We start from the raw sequence: 16,735 nt of genomic DNA, 5'->3' as shown, positions 1-16,735 counted from the left end.
ACAACGGCCGAAAAGCACCGGTCCGTTAGAAAGATTCCGAAGGAATCTAAGTTAGAGAAGTTAGAGGGCTCGCAAGCTGCTGATTCGGCGCGAGGAATCGACGATTCCGGTCCCCGATAGCACGAGAGTCCGGTCCTTGATGGCACGATGGTGCCGGTCCCCGATAGCACGAGACGATTCACAGGTTATCCCCAAGGTGAATGGCCGGCCGCCGTCGCCGGCGCGGGATGCCGAGCGCGTCGGGATCGGTCGGGACGAAGGACAGGATCTCGGGCCCGCCGATGCATTGCTCGATGGTCAGCCGGTAGCCCGGCAGCGGCTGGCGCTTGACGATGTCGCGCAGGTCGTAGGCGAAGTGCTTGAGCGGCGAGAGGCTGCCGGATTTGGCGTGGAGGTGCGGGAAGTCGAAGCTCCAGCCGAACTCCTGTTTGCCGCCGTGCTTGCGCACCAGGCGGTACAGCCAGCGCTCGAGGCCGCCGGTCAGCTTGAAGTAGTTGCGGTCGATGGTGAGCACGAGCGCGTCGTCAAGGACGGCGCCGTAGAACCAATCGGGCACGATCAGCTCCAGGCCGAGGGGCCGGCCGCGATCGTCCGCGCGCTCCTTCCACTCGTTGATCCAGGAGAAGCGGTGCATTCGCCGCTCTGTCGGCTGGCGGATGGACGTCGCCACGGTGGTCGACTGCAGGCGGTCCAAGGCCGCCTTCAGACGGTCGTAGTCGCGCAAACTGACGCCGCGACCGATGAAGTTGAGGATCTCGTAGGGCGTCGCCGCCATGAGCCGCGATGGACGCAGTCCGAGGTCGCGCGCCTCGACGATCTGCGATGCCGCCCAGATGAGGATGTCGGCGTCCCAGATAGTTGCCATGCCGTGCTCGGCGACAGCCTCGACACGAATGATGATTGAGCCTGCCTTGAAGTCGATCGGCGCAAGCCGTTTCGATTTAGCGAGCGAGAAGAACGGATACGCCATCAGGTCCTGGGCATCGCGCGGCGCGAGATCGCCGGGCAGCGCTCGAAACAGATCGAGCTGCGCACGCTCTCCGTGGTGTTGATGGCGAGAGGTCACGACCGAATTCCTCAGCCGTCGTGCGACAGGACATCGGCGACGCCGTTGTGCTGCGGCTTGGCGGCCGACACGCCGCCGGCGCCGGGGTCCGAGGTCGAGATTTTGGCGCCGCGCGCCGCCCACCGCTGGAGATCGTCGAGCGCGTAGACGACGCGGCCCCCGAGCTTTCGGAAGGCAGGTCCCGTCCCATAGGTGCGATGCTTCTCAAGTGTCCGGCCGGACAGGCCGAGGAATCGCGCCGCCTCAGGCGTGCGCAGAAAGCGTGGCGGTATGCCCGCCTGATTTGCGGCCATCGTCGAAACCTCCGTGCGGTGATCGGATGCCGCCGAGTGCAATCGGCGGCTCCAGGGCACGGTGGCTCTTCGGAAGGCTGCTAACGATGTCGAAGATGTTCAGGAAAAATCGACACCCTCGTACCGGCGGGCGCCGGCTACGATCGGCGGGAACGTCGTAAGAGATCGCGGTATCCGCCCCGAACAAGCTTCATGCCGTCTCGGACAAGGCGGATGGTGGTCTCACGAACGGAGTTTCCGACCCAAGATTTCGCATCGATCTCATGCGCGGGGAACAGGACTTCGCCGATGATGCGATACGTGGCCCCGGCTATATGCCCGTCGATGGCTCGCAGCATGCTGTGCAGCCTGGCGCGACGCTTGGGCGTAATTCGGTTGTCGGGCGGCGGCGGCTGGCCGCTTGCCGCCGTCCAGAAACGTCCCACGCCTTCGAGACGGTCAGGTGTGTCGCTATCAAGCAGAACGATGGCCGCGAGCGGCGGCGGAGGCGATGGCTCGACGAACAAGACCTCAAAAGCCTCTTTGGAAAGGAGAATGCGGGCGCTTCCGTCCGCGAGTATCGCGGGCAGCTCGATGTTGCAGATCTCTGTGTCTGCGGTCGGAACGAACGCTGGTGAGGAGATCAGAAGAATTTTGAAGGGGTCAGTTGCCGGCGTCCAAGGAATTGCTGACGCCTGCGCGGGAACGCTCGGATCGAGGGCGAAAGGATAACCCCCAGTGCTGCGAGAACCGCTGCTTTCGAGGGTCGTCCGGATCGGCTATGGCAACGATCTCGCTGTATTCCCGACGGTACTCTTCATTGCGGCGCAAGAATTCCCAAGCCAAATCGGCAGCCGGTAAGCTATCGAGATAGTCATATGCCGCCGATGAACGCCAGTTCTCTTCTCCCTGCATTTGGCTCTCTCCCCTCGGCGCCCGCACGAAGGCGAGCAACAAGGAAATTACGATTCCAAGTTGTCATGGCGTTGGGAAGGTCGCGGGACGCGTGAGGTGATGCGACTTCTGCATCACCTCTGGTTAATGGTAGCTAGCCCGAATCAGGTTTCGATATCCGTTATCGGTCATCCATTTGGCGCGTGCGAGATGGCTTGCATAAACCCGCTCAGCTCGTCCCGGGTCTTTCCTCGCATCCAGGCCGAAGATGACTGAGACGGCTTCTTCCCAGCACGCACCGTCCGCTTCAGAATCGAGGAGACGCAGGTACGTCTTAAGGTGCTCACGGTCATAGTTCGTGAGCACCGCGCTCTGCGGTGGTTCGTCTTGAAAGTTCAATCGCTTCACCAGATCCCGGGGCACCGACAATATCCATTTTGGAGCGATTTGTTAACCACTCCGGGCGGGCGCAACAACGCTCGTCAGGAGAGGATATTTAGGTCGCCGCGAGGTTAGAGCGGGCGAGCCCCGCCTTTCCCCTGGACGACCATCACTCCTTCGCCACGGTCGGAGTTCAGGAAAACGACGCCATTCGCTTCGAAAGCTCGGCGTACCTGATCGCGCGTCGACTCGTAAACCTCGAGCCCACTTTCGGATTCGAGGCGCTTCAAGGCGGTCAATGATACCCGGGCCTTGTCTGCGAGCGTCTCCTGTGTCCAACCCAGCAACGCACGAGCGGCCCGCGATTGTCGGGCGGTGATCATGCATGATCACCTCCCACACGGACCTAAGCGCACGCCAAAACTACGACTATAATAGTCGTAATCGGCGCTCAGGACCAGCCCAGAAGATGCCTTCCGGACGGCGAGGGGGTCTCTCGATGTGAGATGATTCGTTTCCCAGGTCGCCTTGGTCGCTGCGGTTGGTTGAACGGGAAGCCAGCCGCCAGCGCCCGCCAAACGCCAAACTGAAACCATGGTCTGGATGGTGGGAAATGGTCAGGCACAGCCGTTTCCGGCGAGCCGCCTGCCAGGGGCGAAGGCCCCGGCTTTTCGGCCGGGGCCTCGCGCGGGCCTCAGTCGCCGCGCCGCCCGTTGGGGCGGGACCAGATCAGCGAGAAGGTGTCGCCTTCCTCGTCGTCGAAGAGGTTGGCGTAGATCGGGGCGGTGAAGCTCGGATCGTCGAGCTTGAGGCCCAGATAGTCGCGGCCCTCGTTGGAGCGCTTGGACCAGGCGGCGCCGATTTCGGCGCGGCCGACCAGGACCCGGTGGCTGGGGGCGTTCTCACCGCTGGCGCGCTGGTCGGGGACGATGCGCACGTTCTTGGCCTGGACGCTGAGGGTGACGATTTCGCCGGTGAACTCGTTCGAGCCGGTCTTCTTGAAGGTGCCGATGGTCGCCATTGTAAGTCTCCGTTTTCCGTTCCCGAGCCCGCACCATTGCGGCCTCGATGGCGATCGGCAGGCCGGAGGCGATCGACGGCGCACCCCGAAGGGGCCTGACAGCCAAGGAGGGCTTTCTTGTCCCGTGAGGAATGACGGCGCAGCCGGCAGGGGAAGAAAGCTTGACGCGGCTGTTGCGTCATAGGCGATCGAGGCGAAGCCGGCCTTCGGCCAGATCAGGCCATTGAAGAGGCCGTTTGGAGCGGTCGAGGCACGGTCAGATAACGGAGAAGGTGGCGGCCGCCCCGCATCGCCAAACCGGCGTCACGGCATGCTCGCCGGCTTCGTCTCCTCCCTCCAGGCCGACGCTGCCGCATCCTGGCTTCCCACCGCCAGCATGGAGATCGCCGCGCCTGATGTCCGGTGCCCGCGAAGACACGGCTCTGCTCGTGCAGCGCTCCAGCGAGGACCGCCTTTCGGGGCCAGCGTCGATGCACGCCGCACACGACCATCGCTCCGACATGAGACGACGGGAGCGAACGCGGTCATTGCTGCTCTGATCCTCCTGACGGCGATGACGAAGATCAGGCCCGCGCAAGGTTCCGGCCGGACGGGCCCGGAGCCGCCGCCATTCCAGCGACCCGCACGAAGGCGGTGATGCCGACCGCAACCGCACCGATGACCGAGAACGTGATCTGCCACGCGTCGGACGGCATGAGGTGCTTCACGATGCCATGGGTGGCATGGAAGCCGGCGATCGCCGCCGGCGCGACGAAGGCTGCGGCCACGATCAGCTTCAACCACATGGGCCGGACGAAGGCGATGAGCAGATGGCCGGCGGCGAGCGTGATAGCCGCGGCGACGGCGCCGACCAGGATGGCGCCGGGTATGCCGGCGCCCGTGCCATGCGCCCAGGCGCCCGCCGTCAGGCCGACGAACGCCGGCAGCGCGAAGACGGCCAGCGTGAACAGCAGCCAGCAAAGCAGGCCAATGGCTGCGACGGATGCAAGTATTGCGAGGATGATCATGGCGGTGGCCTCCGTAAGGACAAAGTCAGACGGTCGCGCCTTCCACCGCCACCGCGGCGCGCCCAGAATATAGCGCAAGAGTGGACCCGCCGGGAGCGGAAATCGTCGGTGATTTCCGCTCTCGCGATCGGGTTTCCCCGGTCAGGGGGCGAAGGGATCGATCTCGTGGATGATGGCGGTGGTGTCGCCGTCATATTCGCTGGCGGGCGTGACCGACAGCGTGCCGTCGCCGGCCTGGAAGATGATAATGGCGGCCATCAGCGTGGTGGCGAGGCTGAAGGCGAAGGCGTGGGCGTCGTTGAGAGACATCGATCCGGCTCCTGTTCGAGCGGAGGACCATCCCCCGCTGACAGGCGCCCGAAGAGTTCGACTGAGCGCTGCAATCACCGCGCAGGCGAAGCCGCAGCGGCGGCATGCTCGCATAGCCGACCCTTCACGGGTTGATGGCGTCAAGCGCTCAGTCGGACCAAGGATCAGCGCAGATAAGCGGGGTGCGTCAGCCCGTCTGAAATGGTAGTCGATGACTATCTCAACAGCCTTGGTGCCAAGACTTCAGCCGGACGTCTCGCGCAGCCGAGGGACAATATCGGCAGGGGACTGGTGGCGAGTGGATTTCATGTGCCAGACGGCAACGAGGCGCTGCGGGGCGACATTCCCGCAATCGTCGAGCTGATTGAGCGAACCGCGCGGTGGGTGCACCCGGACACTTTCCGCGATCTGCCGGTGTGGGCGCCGCACACGGCGCGGGGACGCCCGCTCTATGATGCCGGCTGGACGCGCCGCTATACCAACACACGCAAAGCGACGGGTCTGACCGCCGAGAAGTTCGAGGGCAATGTGGCCGCGCTCAATGCTTTGGTCGCGGCGCTCGATGTGGCGTCTCCGAAGCCGAAGAATTGGACCGTCTGTCATATCTGGGGCTACGACGATCCGTCGTTCGCACAGCGCAGCAACGTCGTGCAGGACCTGCGCTACTTCTCCTGTGTCGCGAACATGGTGTGGCTGCCGACATCGCTGAAGGGCTTCACCGACACGCTTCCCGAAATCAAGGCGATGCTACGGGTCTGCTCGTTCCACCTCTATGGGTGGGCGTGCGAGCACGAATCCGTGCGGCCACAAGCGGATCAAGTGCGATCCGGCTGGATTCCGCACCACTACCCTCAGAGCTGGCCAAGTCCAGAGCGGCCAGGCATTCTGCCGCCGGGCACCGCGCCATTTACGCCCCGGGTCGAACGCGAGATCGCAAGGCGCAAGGCCAAGCTTCGCGCCGATCTCGCGAACGCCGGCTATCTCCACTATCCAAAGGCCGAGGTCGAAGCAGTGCTGAAGTTCTGGGAAATTGATCTGAGCTGAGGCGGCGCTCACGCGCCGCCGAACTTCCAGACCGGAATGCCGAGCTTCTTGGCCTTGTCGGCGACATTATCGTTGATGCCCGTGCCGGGGAAGTGCATCACGCCCTTCGGCACGATCTCCAGCATCTCGTCGTTGCGCTTGAACGGTGCGGCCCGGCCGTGCTTGGTCCAGTCGGGCGCGAAGCCGATCTGCGGCACGTTGCGGTTCTTCGCCCAGAGCGAGGCGATCTTCTCGGCACCCTTCGGCGACTTGCCGTGGACCAGCACCATGTCCGGGTGCTTCTCGCGCACCAGGTCGAGCTTGGCCCAGATGAGGTGGTGATCGTTAAAGTCGAGGCCGCCGGTGACGACGATCTTCGGGCCCGGTGGGAGAAGCACCTCCTGATCAGCGCGCTTCTTCGCCATCAGGAAGTCGCGGCTGTCGATCATCGCCGAGGTCAGATTGCGATGGTTGACCTTCGATCCACTGCGCGGGAGCCACGCTTTGCCGACGTGGCGTTCGTAGTGTTCGGCGGACTGGTCGCGCATCAGCTCGAAGGCGCTCTGGCGTTCGATGAGTGTCTTGCCCTCTGCGATCAGTCGCTCGAGGTCGACCGATTTCACTTCGCTGCCATCCTGCTCCCGCTGCGAGCGCTTCTGGGCCTGCTCGTTGTCGTCCAGCTCGCGCGCGATCCGTTCGGTGGCGCGGTGGAAGACGTTGACGGTCGACCACAGAAGATCGTCGAGGTCGGGTTCGAGGCGCGTATCCTCCAGGGTGCCGATCAGGGCGTCGAAGATGTCGGCGACCGCGCCTGCGACCGCGTTGCCGTCCGGCAGGAGCCGCTGATCGGGTTCGTCGGCGAAGGGCCGGTAGCCGTGGAGCTGCAGTTCGTTGAGGACGTGGTCGGTTGGCGAGGATTCGTGATGCGGTTCGTAGTCGTCGTGCTCGCTCATGGGATGCTCCGTCGGTTGGACCGCGACCGTCGCGGCCTTCATGGCGACGAAGCCCACGGGGCGGCTGGCCCTGCACCCGGAGCGCAGCGCAGGGCCGGAGCGTCAGCGGAGGACGGCGAAGGCCGGCTATTTTGCGTCGCGATGGAAAGTGGCCGAAGGCCACGCCGGAAAATAGTCGACCGCCGCCGTTGCTGGGCCGGCCGGCTTGTGGGCCGATCGCCCTCTCGAAGGCCGAGGCGCGGTCCCCTCCGACACACCGAAGCATCCGGGCGAGATCGCCGGCGGCGCCGCCTCGTTCTCCTTGCCGGCTAGGCCGCCAGCGCCATGAAGCGTGCGACGTCTTGGGGCCCGATCTGCATCCGCGTCTGGCTGCGCAGCGCATCAACGCCAAGCGTGCGGAGATCCTCGTTGAAGTCTCCGAGTTGGGGCGAGATGACGATCGCCTCGATCCCGGCCGTGTTCGCCCGTTCGACCAATGTATCGCGCGCTCCGTCACCGGCCGGATCGTCGTCGCGCAGAATGTAGAGCCGGCGCAGTGTGTCGGGGAACAGGATGGCGGCGAGATGGGCCGCCGAGAGCGCCGCCATCATCGGCATGTCGGGCAGGACCTGCCGGGCAGACAGCACCGTCTCGATGCCTTCGCCCGCTGCCATCACTTCGCCGCCAATGCCAAAGCGGACGGCGTTACCGAGAAGATCGCCCATTGCTCGGCGCGGTGTGTCGAGAGGCGCCTTGTCCCGGCGGCGCGGGTCGAGCCAGGTGCGATGCGCCCCGGTGATCCTGCCGTCCAGGTCCGTGACGGCTGCGATCATCGCTGGCCAGGTCTCGGTCGGCGAGTGCTCGTCCGGACGATAGTAGCAGCGCGGGTGGAAATGCAGGCTCTCGGCTCCGCGCAAATCCGTAATCGCACGTTCGCGGAGGTACGCTTGCACGATCGTGCCGATGATCGGTTGTGACATCCGGATGAGGCGCCGGGCCGCCTCTGGCGATCCGTGCGGTGCAGGCGCTTGGTGCCGAAATGCATGCACGTCCGGCTCGGGATGCGGCAGGCTGAGGAAGGTCCGCGCTTGGTCGGCGACATCCTTGAAGTCGACGAGACCGCAGCTTTCCCGGATCACGTCGAGGAGATCGCCGTGCTCGCCGGTTGCTGCGTCGGTCCATTTTCCGGCTGGGCCTTTCGGCGAGTCCGTGAGCCGAACGTACATGGAGCGGCCGGGCGTGTTGCGGGCGTCGCCCACCAGCCAATAGCGGCCTTCGCGGCGGCCACTGGAGAGATAATGGCGGCACACCGCCTCGGCCTGCCGGCCGAGACGATGCGCGAGATCGGAAGCGTCCTGACGGGCCATCACGCAGCCTCCTGCTCGGAGATGCGCTGCATCGGATAGGCGTCGAGCAGTCTGGTGAGCACGGCCGTGCCGCTGGTGTCGACTGGAACGAAGAAGCGAAGCTTCCAAGAGATGATCTCGCTGAAAAGGCCGTAGGCGCGCAGCCGGTCGCGCATCGTCTCGGTGAAGCCGGTCAGTTCGAGGCGATAGGCGCTCATGACCCGGGCACGGCGAAGCTGGAGACCTCCGGCGAGATCGAGGATCGTCCTGCCGTTCATCAGCGCGGCGAACGCGTGTTCCGGCGTCAGCGAGCTCGTGCCGGAGGATGCCGCGTTGGCGGCCCATGCTGGGGAGACACGGCGACCAATGATCCGTTCTCCGTCATCGGTCTGGAGCCGATAGACGCGCGTGGACTCCTCCGGCAGGCGCTTCCAGATCGGCAGGAGCAGGCCGGCGACGACGTGTATCGTGCTGTCGGAGAATTCCGGGACATCACGAAGCTCCGCCTGCCAGGCCGCGGCGAACCGATCGTGATCGGCTTCCTCCCAGTGGCTCTCCTCCATCATGCGCAGCGACGCGTAGTGATGCTCCATAGGCCGGATCAGGCAGACGCGCCGCTCGATCTCGCCATCGTCGAGCATCATCGACGGTGCGGGCACCTGCACGGCGGCGCGGCCGGAGCGGCCGTTGACGAGCAGACGTGCGCGCGGATCGGAAAGGTGATCGAACGCCTGCGCCAGCGTTGCCGGGCGATTGCGCTCCCGGCGCGTGATGGTGAGCAGCCGCGTCTCAGCGCCGGTGCCGGGATGGGTATAGATGACCTGGCTGTCGGTCACGACGAAGCTTTCAGCCTGCAGCGTCTCAAGCCCGACATCGTAGACGCCGCTTCGGACCGCACCCTCGATCTTGGCGGTGAGAAGCTGCTCGAACGAGGTGAACAGCACGCCCTGCAGCTCGATCGTCAGCGCCAGTAAGCGATTGAGGAAGGTGGTGATCGGCGGGAGCTCGTCCTTGATGCCGTTGTCGTCCATCAGCTTCAGGCCGGTGGCTGCCTCGAAGCGTTCAAGGGAGCATCCCTCGACTTTGCCGCGGACGATCAGCAGATAGAGCTGGCGCAGCGCGTCACGTGCATAATGCGATTCCAGATTGTCCTCAGGCCGGAAGAGGCCTTGGCCGCCGGTCTGTCGCTGCCCGCGCGTGATGGCGCCGAGCGTGTCGAGCCGCCGCGCGATCGTCGAGAGGAAGCGCTTCTCAGCCTTCACGTCGGTCGCGATCGGCCGGAAGAGCGGCGGCTGCGCCTGATTGGTCCGATTGGTGCGGCCGAGGCCCTGGATCGCGGTGTCGGCCTTCCAGCCCGGCTCCAGCAGATAATGGATGCGTAGGCGCTGGTTCTTCACCGAGAGATCTGCGTGATAGCTACGGCCGGTGCCGCCGGCGTCGGAGAAGACGAGGATGCGCTTGTCGTCATCCATGAACGCTGCCGCTTCCGCGAGATTGGCGGAAGCCGCTCGGTTCTCGACGGCAAGACGTTCGCCCTTGCGCACAACGCGGCGCGACCGTCCGGTGACTTCCGCAACCACATCGGTGCCGAAGCGCTGGACAATCTGGTCGAGGGCGCCGGGAACGGGCTCCAGCGATGCGAGCCGTTCGATCAGCTCCTCCCGGCGCGCGACGGCTTCGCGGCTCTCAACGGGTTGGCCGTCGCGATAGACGGGACGCGACGACAGATTCCCCTCGCTGTCCGAGAACGGCTCGTAGAGCTGCACTGGGAAGGAATGGGCGAGATAATCAAGGACATATTCGCGCGGCGTGATGTCGACGCGCACGTCGTTCCATTCCTCCGACGGGATCTCGGCCAGGCGCCGTTCCATCAATGCTTCGCCGGTCGAGACGATCTGGATGACCGCGGAATGGCCTGCGGCCAGGTCCTGCTCGATCGAGCGGATCAGCGTCGGCGTCTTCATGCTGGTCAACAGATGGCCGAAGAAGCGCTGCTTCGCGCTCTCGAAGGCCGAGCGCGCGGCCGACTTCGCCTGCCGGTTCAGCGTGCCGGTGTCGCCGGTGATGTTGGCCGCCTGCATCGCGGCGTCGAGATGATTGTGAATGATGGCGAAGGCGCCGGCATAGGCGTCATAGATGCGGGTCTGCTCGGGGGTGAGCTGGTGCTCGACCAACTCATATTCTACGCCGTCATAGGAGAGCGACCGGGCCGTGTAGAGGCCGAGCGCGCGAAGATCGCGGGCGAGCACCTCCATGGCCGCGACGCCGCCATTCTCCACGGCCTCGACGAACTCGGCGCGATTGGTGAAGGGAAAATCGTCGCCGCCCCACAGGCCGAGCCGCTGGGCATAGGCAAGATTGTGGACGGTCGTCGCGCCGGTCGCCGAGACGTAGACGACGCGGGCGTTCGGGAGCGCGTGCTGGAGCCGAAGGCCCGCACGGCCCTGCTGCGACGGGGCCACATCGCCCCGTTCTCCTTTGCTGCCGCCGGCGTTTTGCATCGCGTGAGACTCGTCGAAAATAATCACTCCGTCGAAGTCGGAACCCAACCATTCGACGATCTGCTTGACGCGCGAAAGCTTCTCGCCGCGGTCGTCGGACCGTAGCGTAGAATAGGTGGTAAAAAGGATGCCCTCGGCGAGCCGGATCGACGTCCCTTGCGGGAAGCGCGACAGTGGCGTGACCAGCAACCGCTCCATGCCGAGCGCGGACCAGTCGCGCTGGGCGTCCTCGTGGAGTTTGTCGGACTTGGAGATCCACACGGCCTTGCGCCGTCCCTGGAGCCAGTTGTCGAGGATGATTCCGGCCGACTGTCGGCCTTTGCCGGCGCCGGTGCCGTCACCAAGCATGAAGCCCCGGCGGAAGCGAACAGCATTGGCGGCACCGTCCGGCGCGGCGGTCACGAGATCGCCGGTCTCGTCCACGGTCCAGGCGCCGGTGAGATATTCGCCATGGGCCTCGCCGGCATAGATCACCGTCTCGAGCTGGGCGTCGGACAGCAGGCCGTCGGTGACGATTGCGGCTGGAAGCGTCGGGCGATAGCTTGGCTTCGGCGGCGCGACCGATGCCATGGCGGCCGATTGAACCAATTTGGTGGGATGGGGCTGTGCGCCCGGGATGCGGATCGACTGGAGCGCATAGGCCTCGTAGATCGAGTCCGACAGGCGGCCACCTTCGGGCGGCATCCAGTCGACCGTCTCGTAGTCGAGCGGGACGCCTCCGATCTCGCCCGTGCGCCGGGCGGGCGTGGCGACTGCGGCCCGGGCAAGATAGCCGCGAACCGTGCGCGGCGCGGCATCGGGCCTGACCTTGGGCAGCGCGACGGCCAGGCGTGGCGGGACGTCCCGTTCGATCCACGCGAGCAGCGTCGGCACGTCCGGCGCGACCCCGGGCGATGCGGGGAAGCGAGCCGCATCGTCGGCGGGCGCCTTGTCGATAACGGTCAGGCGCGTTTCTATAGTCGTGCCGTGCTTGGCATAGACCGCGCCCGCGATCGCCGCGGTGAACACGACGCGGCCGCGTTCCTGCAGCCGGACGAAGCTGTCCCGCCAGGCCGGCAGATCGGGCGAGAAGTTCGCGCCGGTAATTGCCACCAGCCGGCCGCCAGGCGCGAGCCGCGCCAGCGCCGAGGCGACGTGGCGATAAGCGGCGTCGGCCACGCGTCCGGAGACGTTCGCCATGACCGAGAATGGCGGGTTCATGATAACGACGCTGGGGGTGGCGGCCCGATCGAGATGATCGTCGATCTGGGCGGCGTCGAAGCGTGTGACGGCAATGGCCGGAAAGAGAGAGGCGAGCAGATCGGCGCGGGTCCGCGCCAACTCGTTGAGGATGAGATCGGAACCGGCGACCTCCGCAAGGACCGCGAGCAGGCCCACGCCGGCCGAGGGCTCCAGCACCCGGTCGGCGGAAGTGAGCGATGCGGCGGTCAGGGCCGCGAGACCGAGCGGGGTCGGCGTCGAGAACTGCTGAAAAGCCTGGGCTTCCTCGGACCGGCGCGTGTGGGTCGGCAGTAGGCCGGCGATCTTGTTCAGCGCGGCGAGCCGTGCAGCCGGAGACGCGGCTTTGCGGAAAAGCGGCTTTCCGTATTTGCGCAGGAACAGGACGGTCGCCGCCTCGCAGGCGTCGTAGGCCGTCTTCCAGTCCCAGGCGCCACTGGCGTCGGACGCGCCGAAGGCCTGTTCCATGGCCGAGCGCAGAATCGCGGCATCGATGGCGCGGCCCTGCTCGAGATGAGGAAGGAGATAACCGGCGGCGGCGAAAATGGCGGCGGCCGGAGAGGCGTCGGACGCGAGCGGAAGCAAGGCCGCCGAAGCGGCTCCGGAGACGCGAGCGTGGACCATGGAGGATACCTCGAAAGAGCGGGAGACGGACGAGCCGGCCCGGCGCTCTCTCTCGACCGGACGGGCTCAAACCCGTCCCGGCCGACCTCTCACTCGGGCGCGGTCGGCGCCCGTCCCATCGCTCCGGCTTCCGGCGGGAGCGATGGGACGCTAATCTCGGTTGGGAAAATTAGCCACGGCGTCTCCTTCGACGGGCTCGCCGCGCCGGCGAGGAAGGCAGACGGCATGAAGGGAAGCGCGATCGGCATCATTGCGGCGGGATGCCTGGCGGTCGGATTCGGCGCGGGCTTTGTTCTCCGGCCGGTGATCTCGCCCGTCGCCGCGTCGCCCGTTGCAGCGTCGCCGGCCGTGGCCGCGGGCGTGGCGCAGCCGAGCGAGGAAGAAGCAACGGCCGCCGTCCGGCGCTATCGCCGGTTCACGGGCACGTTGCTCGAACGTGCGACGCTGAAGCTCGGCGACTGCTCGCCGGGTGGCGTCGGACCCGGCGTGACCTGCATGACACAGCTCGTCATGGACCCGACGAAGGCCGGTGCGGCTCCGCAGAACCGCCCGATCGGGTTCGCCCGGGTCAACGGCCAGTGGGAGGTCGCGGTCTGGTAGCGGCGGGCGACATCGACCGCGAGCTGGCGGCCGTGTTCCTCGCCAATGGCGAAGGTTTCCTGCCGGGCGCAGAGACGGCCGATCGCGGCGATGCGCGTGAGATCTGCTACGCGATCGCCATCGCCACCGAGCTGGTGCTGAAGGCATTCCTCGTCGCCCGGGGCTGGAGCGACGATCGCTGCCGCCGCGATGTCCGCCATGATCTGGAAAAGGCGCTGGCTTTCGCCAAGACCGCAGGACTGAAAGCGGTCACAGGGCTGGACGGTGTCGTCACCGTGCTGAACGCCTACTATCCGAAGCACGCCTTCGACAGCTTCGTCGTGCCGGCGGGCGACGCGGCGTTTCCGGCCAGGGCCCTCGCGATCGTCGCGGACCTCTTCGAGCGTGTCCGTCCTCAGGTCGAGGCCTCGGGCGGACGGTAAAGCTCGAAGGGATTGCCGTCGGCCAGATGGCCGAATGGGGTGAACACATAGTCGCCGTCATCGCGCCCGACGGCGCAGATGACGTAGCGGGACTTGCCCGTCGCGACCTCGGTGCATTCCATCAGCGCCAGGTCGCCGCTGCTCGCGGCGCGCAGCAGCGTCTGGAAGTTGGCGCGGGCATGGTCGGGAATGCTCATCGCGCGCCTCCCTCGGGAATCCGCTCAGCGAGCCAGCGCCCGGTGCTGATCCATTCGAGCGTCCGGCCGGTCGAAAGGTCGAGGACATGGGCGCCGCCGGAGAAGCCGTCAACGACAGGGTCTGAGGCGATGTTCGCCCATTGGAATCCCCAGCGCCCGGTCAGGCCGAAGGCTTCGGCGCAGCGTGTCACGAAGGTGATCGCGAGCTGTTGGTCGGCGCTGCCGGGGTCGCGCAGCCACAGGCGGGCTGGTCCGTATTCGGGCGAAAGCGAGAGCAGGAACGGCTCGGCTGGCGGGTCATCGCGGGCGTTATCCGCGATCAGGGCGGTGTAGATCTCGAAGGCGCGCGCCGCGTTGGCGGCCGTGCCGACGTCGAGCAGGCAGGAAAAACGGGTGAGAAAATCGGTCATGGCGGGCTCCTGAAACGAAAAAGCCCGGCGCTGGGCCGGGCTCGGAGGGATCGAAGGGGCGTCGTGCTAGTAGCCGAACTGCCAGGACGGCCAGGGCTGGCCGTCGTCGGCGGCCTGCACCGCATCGTCGAGATGGGCGGGGTCGCCCTCGACGACGGAGGGGTCCCGGACCGGCGTCTCGTCGATGATCGTCACGCGGCCGACCAGGCCGTACTCGACATCGACATGCACAGGCACGAGATACTGGAAAAACGACGCGCCGGGGCGCCGGGCTGGATTGCGACACGACGCAGCTCCTTGGGTTGGAGCGATGGGCGGAGCGACCGATGCCGCTCCGCCTGCGCGCTCATTCGGCCGCGACGAGATGGCGTTCGTCGTCTTCGCCGGCGGACTCTTCGTCATCGTCCGCGAGGAAGTCGGGCAGTACCGTCCCGTCATCCTCGCCGCTGGTCTGGTTTTCCGGCGTGGACGCCTCGGCCGCGGCGACCACGCGCAGCGGCTCCGGCAGCCAGCCGCTATCGGCCAGCAGGCGTTCGGCCTCCTTGGCCATGTCGCCCTTCTTCAGATGGTCGATGAGCTGCGCGGCCTGTTCGCCGGCGCCCTCGCGAACCGCCTGCAGGATGCGGGGCTTGGTCACTCGGTTTAGATAGTTGCCGAAGGTCGGACGCCAGCCGGCCTCGACCAGATCGAGCCCGGTCGCCCGGGTCAGGCGGTCGGCTTGGGCGAGCCGCATGTCGAGTGTGTGCTGAGATACGCCGCCGGCGCTGTGCGGGTTGGGGCGCTCATAGAGGGCATTGACGCCGAAGCTGACGCAATGCGCCAGGAGCGCCATCCGGCTGGCGTCGTCGAGCGCGGCAAGCCAGTCCCACAGGGCGTTGTCGTCCTTCGGGATGTCGCCCGCCCAGGCGGCGTGGCGGTCCTGCACAGCGCGCGCGGATGGGCTGTCCTTCAGCGCATCGTCCTGGGCCGGGAAGAAGATATGCTTCACCCCGGCTTCCATGGCGCCCGTGTACATGCGGGTCATGAAGGTGTCCGAGACCAGCTTATGGAGCAGCGCGGTCATGGCGACATGCGGATTCTCCGCGACGGCGTTCCGCAGCGCGAGCGTGCGATAGGCCGTCAGCTCGATCACCAGACGCTCCGGCAGCGGCTTGATGACGTCGTCGTCCTCGTCCTCGGGCTCGGCGGGTTCGCCGCCGATGGCGATGACGGCCCGCTGGACCATCGGCTCCGCCGGATCGCCGCCGGCTTCCACGCCGGTTTCGCCCTCGGGTTCGATCGGCGCTTCGTCCTCGGTCCGGACATAGCCGCGGTCGATATCGAGGCTGCCGTCATGGGCGATGCTGATGAAGACGCCCGCGCGAGCGATTTCGTCCGGCTCGAAGCGCACCGGACGGGTATCGAAGGTGGCGAGCGCCGTCTCGATCTCGCCGAGGCGCTGATCGACCTCGTCCGGCAGCTCGTCGGCGCCTTCGTAATCAGCCTCGAGCTTCTGATACTCGGCGTTGAGCGCGTCGATCGCCGCCTGTTCCTCGGCCGAGAGGTCGAGCGGTTCGCCCTGCAGCTCGCGCAGGCCGCGCGTGGCGTCATAGGGGAAGCTGACCGCGACCTCGATCCACTTCCAGCCTTCCGCGGCGATCGTCTCGGCGGTGGCCTTCAGCTTCTCGGCGACCAGACGGTCGAGCAGCGCCGGGTCCTGCAGCCAGCCGCCATCGTCGGACTGGAAGAGATCGCGCATAGTGACGCCGCCGGCCGCCTCATAGGCCTCGATGCCGACGAACACGGCCCGCTTGTCCGAGGCGCGCACCGTGGTCTCGGTGAGCATGCGCCGGATTTGGTACGGCTCCTTGGACCAGGCGTCCTTGATCGCGTCCCAGACCTGTTCCTGACGGGCGTGATCGTTCGACACGGTGAAGGCCATGAGCTGCTCCAGCGTCATGCCGTCCTCGGCATAGACGTCGAGCAGCGCCGGCGACACGGATGCGAGCCGCAGACGCTGTTTCACGACCTGGGTGGGGACGAAGAAGGCCGCGGCGATTTCTTCCTCGCTCATGCCCTTGCTGCGCATGTCCTGGAAGGCGCGGTACTGGTCGAGGGGATGGAGCGGCGCGCGCTCGATATTCTCGGCGAGCGAGACCTCTTCGGCGAGGATGGTGCTGTCGCGCTCGCGCACGACGCAGGGCACCGGCGCGATCTTGGCGAGGCGCTTCTGCTTGACCAGCATCTCCAGCGCTCGGAAGCGGCGGCCTCCGGCGGGGACCTCGAACATGCCGGTCTCTTTGCCCTCGGCATCGGCGACGGGCACGACGCTGAGGCTCTGGATCAGGCCGCGCCGGGCGATCGAGGCCGCCAGGTCCTCGATCGAGACGCCGGCCTTCACGCGCCGGACGTTCGACTGGCTGAGCACCAGCTTGTTGAAGGGGATGTCGCGCGAGGACGACAGGACGATCTTTTGAGCTGCAGTAGCCATCGGGATTTACTCCGCGACGGGCGGCCGAGAGCCTCTCTCTCG

Annotated in this window: 20 protein-coding genes; 4 read left to right on the top strand and 16 right to left on the bottom strand. The window is 66.3% G+C overall.

Annotation, left to right across the window (positions count from 1 at the left end):
• Positions 1-178: 178 nt before the first annotated feature.
• The 7 genes from K5845_RS05905 to K5845_RS05875 form a co-directional block, all read right to left on the bottom strand.
• Positions 179-1,066: a replication initiator protein A gene (locus tag K5845_RS05905; protein WP_287958597.1), complete on the bottom strand. Its 888-nt coding sequence runs from the start codon at positions 1,064-1,066 to the stop codon at positions 179-181.
• A gap of 11 nt (positions 1,067-1,077) precedes the next feature.
• Entirely contained in the window at positions 1,078-1,359 is a 282-nt protein-coding gene (locus tag K5845_RS05900) for a helix-turn-helix transcriptional regulator (RefSeq protein WP_287958596.1), read from the bottom strand.
• A gap of 137 nt (positions 1,360-1,496) precedes the next feature.
• On the bottom strand, positions 1,497-1,865 hold the full coding sequence (locus K5845_RS05895; protein WP_287958595.1) for a DUF2285 domain-containing protein: 369 nt from the start codon (positions 1,863-1,865) through the stop codon (positions 1,497-1,499).
• A 136-nt stretch (positions 1,866-2,001) separates the two neighbouring features.
• Entirely contained in the window at positions 2,002-2,253 is a 252-nt protein-coding gene (locus K5845_RS05890) for a transcriptional regulator domain-containing protein (RefSeq protein ID WP_287958594.1), read from the bottom strand.
• A 123-nt stretch (positions 2,254-2,376) separates the two neighbouring features.
• The gene (locus K5845_RS05885) at positions 2,377-2,655 is read right to left on the bottom strand and encodes a DNA -binding domain-containing protein (protein WP_287958593.1); all 279 of its coding nucleotides are present in this window, start codon (positions 2,653-2,655) and stop codon (positions 2,377-2,379) included.
• Between the two features lie 89 nt (positions 2,656-2,744).
• On the bottom strand, positions 2,745-2,996 hold the full coding sequence (locus K5845_RS05880; RefSeq protein WP_287958592.1) for a helix-turn-helix domain-containing protein: 252 nt from the start codon (positions 2,994-2,996) through the stop codon (positions 2,745-2,747).
• Positions 2,997-3,307: 311 nt separating this feature from the next.
• Positions 3,308-3,634, bottom strand: a complete 327-nt coding sequence (locus K5845_RS05875) for a DUF736 domain-containing protein (RefSeq protein ID WP_287958591.1) — start codon at positions 3,632-3,634, stop codon at positions 3,308-3,310.
• 395 nt (positions 3,635-4,029) lie between these two features.
• On the opposite strand from K5845_RS05875, the gene K5845_RS05870 reads away from it, so the two are divergent.
• A complete protein-coding gene (locus K5845_RS05870; protein WP_287958590.1) occupies positions 4,030-4,173 on the top strand; it encodes a hypothetical protein in 144 nt (47 codons plus the stop codon).
• 24 nt (positions 4,174-4,197) lie between these two features.
• On the opposite strand, the gene K5845_RS05865 is transcribed toward K5845_RS05870, so the two are convergent.
• A complete protein-coding gene (locus tag K5845_RS05865) occupies positions 4,198-4,641 on the bottom strand; it encodes a hypothetical protein (protein WP_287958589.1) in 444 nt (147 codons plus the stop codon).
• A 141-nt stretch (positions 4,642-4,782) separates the two neighbouring features.
• Complete coding sequence (locus tag K5845_RS05860) at positions 4,783-4,950, bottom strand: hypothetical protein (protein ID WP_287958588.1); 168 nt, start codon at positions 4,948-4,950, stop codon at positions 4,783-4,785.
• A 201-nt stretch (positions 4,951-5,151) separates the two neighbouring features.
• Here K5845_RS05860 and K5845_RS05855 point away from each other — a divergent pair, with 201 nt between their 5' ends.
• Complete coding sequence (locus K5845_RS05855; RefSeq protein ID WP_287958587.1) at positions 5,152-5,994, top strand: hypothetical protein; 843 nt, start codon at positions 5,152-5,154, stop codon at positions 5,992-5,994.
• An 8-nt stretch (positions 5,995-6,002) separates the two neighbouring features.
• On the opposite strand, the gene K5845_RS05850 is transcribed toward K5845_RS05855, so the two are convergent.
• From K5845_RS05850 to K5845_RS05840, 3 genes are all read right to left on the bottom strand, one after another.
• A complete protein-coding gene (locus K5845_RS05850) occupies positions 6,003-6,926 on the bottom strand; it encodes a DUF2493 domain-containing protein (protein WP_287958586.1) in 924 nt (307 codons plus the stop codon).
• A gap of 308 nt (positions 6,927-7,234) precedes the next feature.
• Positions 7,235-8,272, bottom strand: coding sequence for a DUF7146 domain-containing protein (locus K5845_RS05845; protein ID WP_287958585.1), 1,038 nt, complete (start codon positions 8,270-8,272; stop codon positions 7,235-7,237).
• Positions 8,272-12,594, bottom strand: coding sequence for a strawberry notch-like NTP hydrolase domain-containing protein (locus tag K5845_RS05840; RefSeq protein WP_287958584.1), 4,323 nt, complete (start codon positions 12,592-12,594; stop codon positions 8,272-8,274). The genes K5845_RS05845 and K5845_RS05840 overlap by 1 nt, the downstream gene beginning before the upstream one ends.
• A gap of 225 nt (positions 12,595-12,819) precedes the next feature.
• On the opposite strand from K5845_RS05840, the gene K5845_RS05835 reads away from it, so the two are divergent.
• Positions 12,820-13,194 carry a hypothetical protein gene (locus K5845_RS05835; protein ID WP_287958583.1) on the top strand — a complete coding sequence of 125 codons (375 nt, stop codon included), beginning with the start codon at positions 12,820-12,822 and terminating at the stop codon, positions 13,192-13,194.
• Complete coding sequence (locus K5845_RS05830) at positions 13,173-13,616, top strand: hypothetical protein (protein WP_287958582.1); 444 nt, start codon at positions 13,173-13,175, stop codon at positions 13,614-13,616. Before K5845_RS05835 ends, K5845_RS05830 begins: the two co-directional genes overlap by 22 nt.
• On the opposite strand, the gene K5845_RS05825 is transcribed toward K5845_RS05830, so the two are convergent.
• The 4 genes from K5845_RS05825 to K5845_RS05810 all read right to left on the bottom strand — a co-directional run bounded on the left by K5845_RS05825 (position 13,589) and on the right by K5845_RS05810 (position 16,693).
• The gene (locus K5845_RS05825) at positions 13,589-13,813 is read right to left on the bottom strand and encodes a DUF6117 family protein (RefSeq protein WP_287958581.1); all 225 of its coding nucleotides are present in this window, start codon (positions 13,811-13,813) and stop codon (positions 13,589-13,591) included. The genes K5845_RS05830 and K5845_RS05825 overlap by 28 nt on opposite strands.
• A complete protein-coding gene (locus K5845_RS05820) occupies positions 13,810-14,223 on the bottom strand; it encodes a hypothetical protein (RefSeq protein WP_287958580.1) in 414 nt (137 codons plus the stop codon). The genes K5845_RS05825 and K5845_RS05820 overlap by 4 nt, the downstream gene beginning before the upstream one ends.
• A gap of 66 nt (positions 14,224-14,289) precedes the next feature.
• A complete protein-coding gene (locus K5845_RS05815) occupies positions 14,290-14,460 on the bottom strand; it encodes a hypothetical protein (protein WP_287958579.1) in 171 nt (56 codons plus the stop codon).
• Positions 14,461-14,569: 109 nt separating this feature from the next.
• Positions 14,570-16,693 (bottom strand): ParB/RepB/Spo0J family partition protein, encoded by a 2,124-nt coding sequence (locus K5845_RS05810; RefSeq protein WP_287958578.1) that lies wholly within the window; start codon positions 16,691-16,693, stop codon positions 14,570-14,572.
• Positions 16,694-16,735: the final 42 nt, after the last annotated feature.

Source organism: Filomicrobium sp., assembly GCF_025698805.1.
In the GTDB taxonomy this organism is placed as follows: Bacteria; Pseudomonadota; Alphaproteobacteria; order Rhizobiales; family Hyphomicrobiaceae; genus Filomicrobium; species Filomicrobium insigne.
The sequence above is the reverse complement of the archived record's forward strand: the minus strand, read 5'-3'. Positions and strand labels throughout refer to the sequence as shown.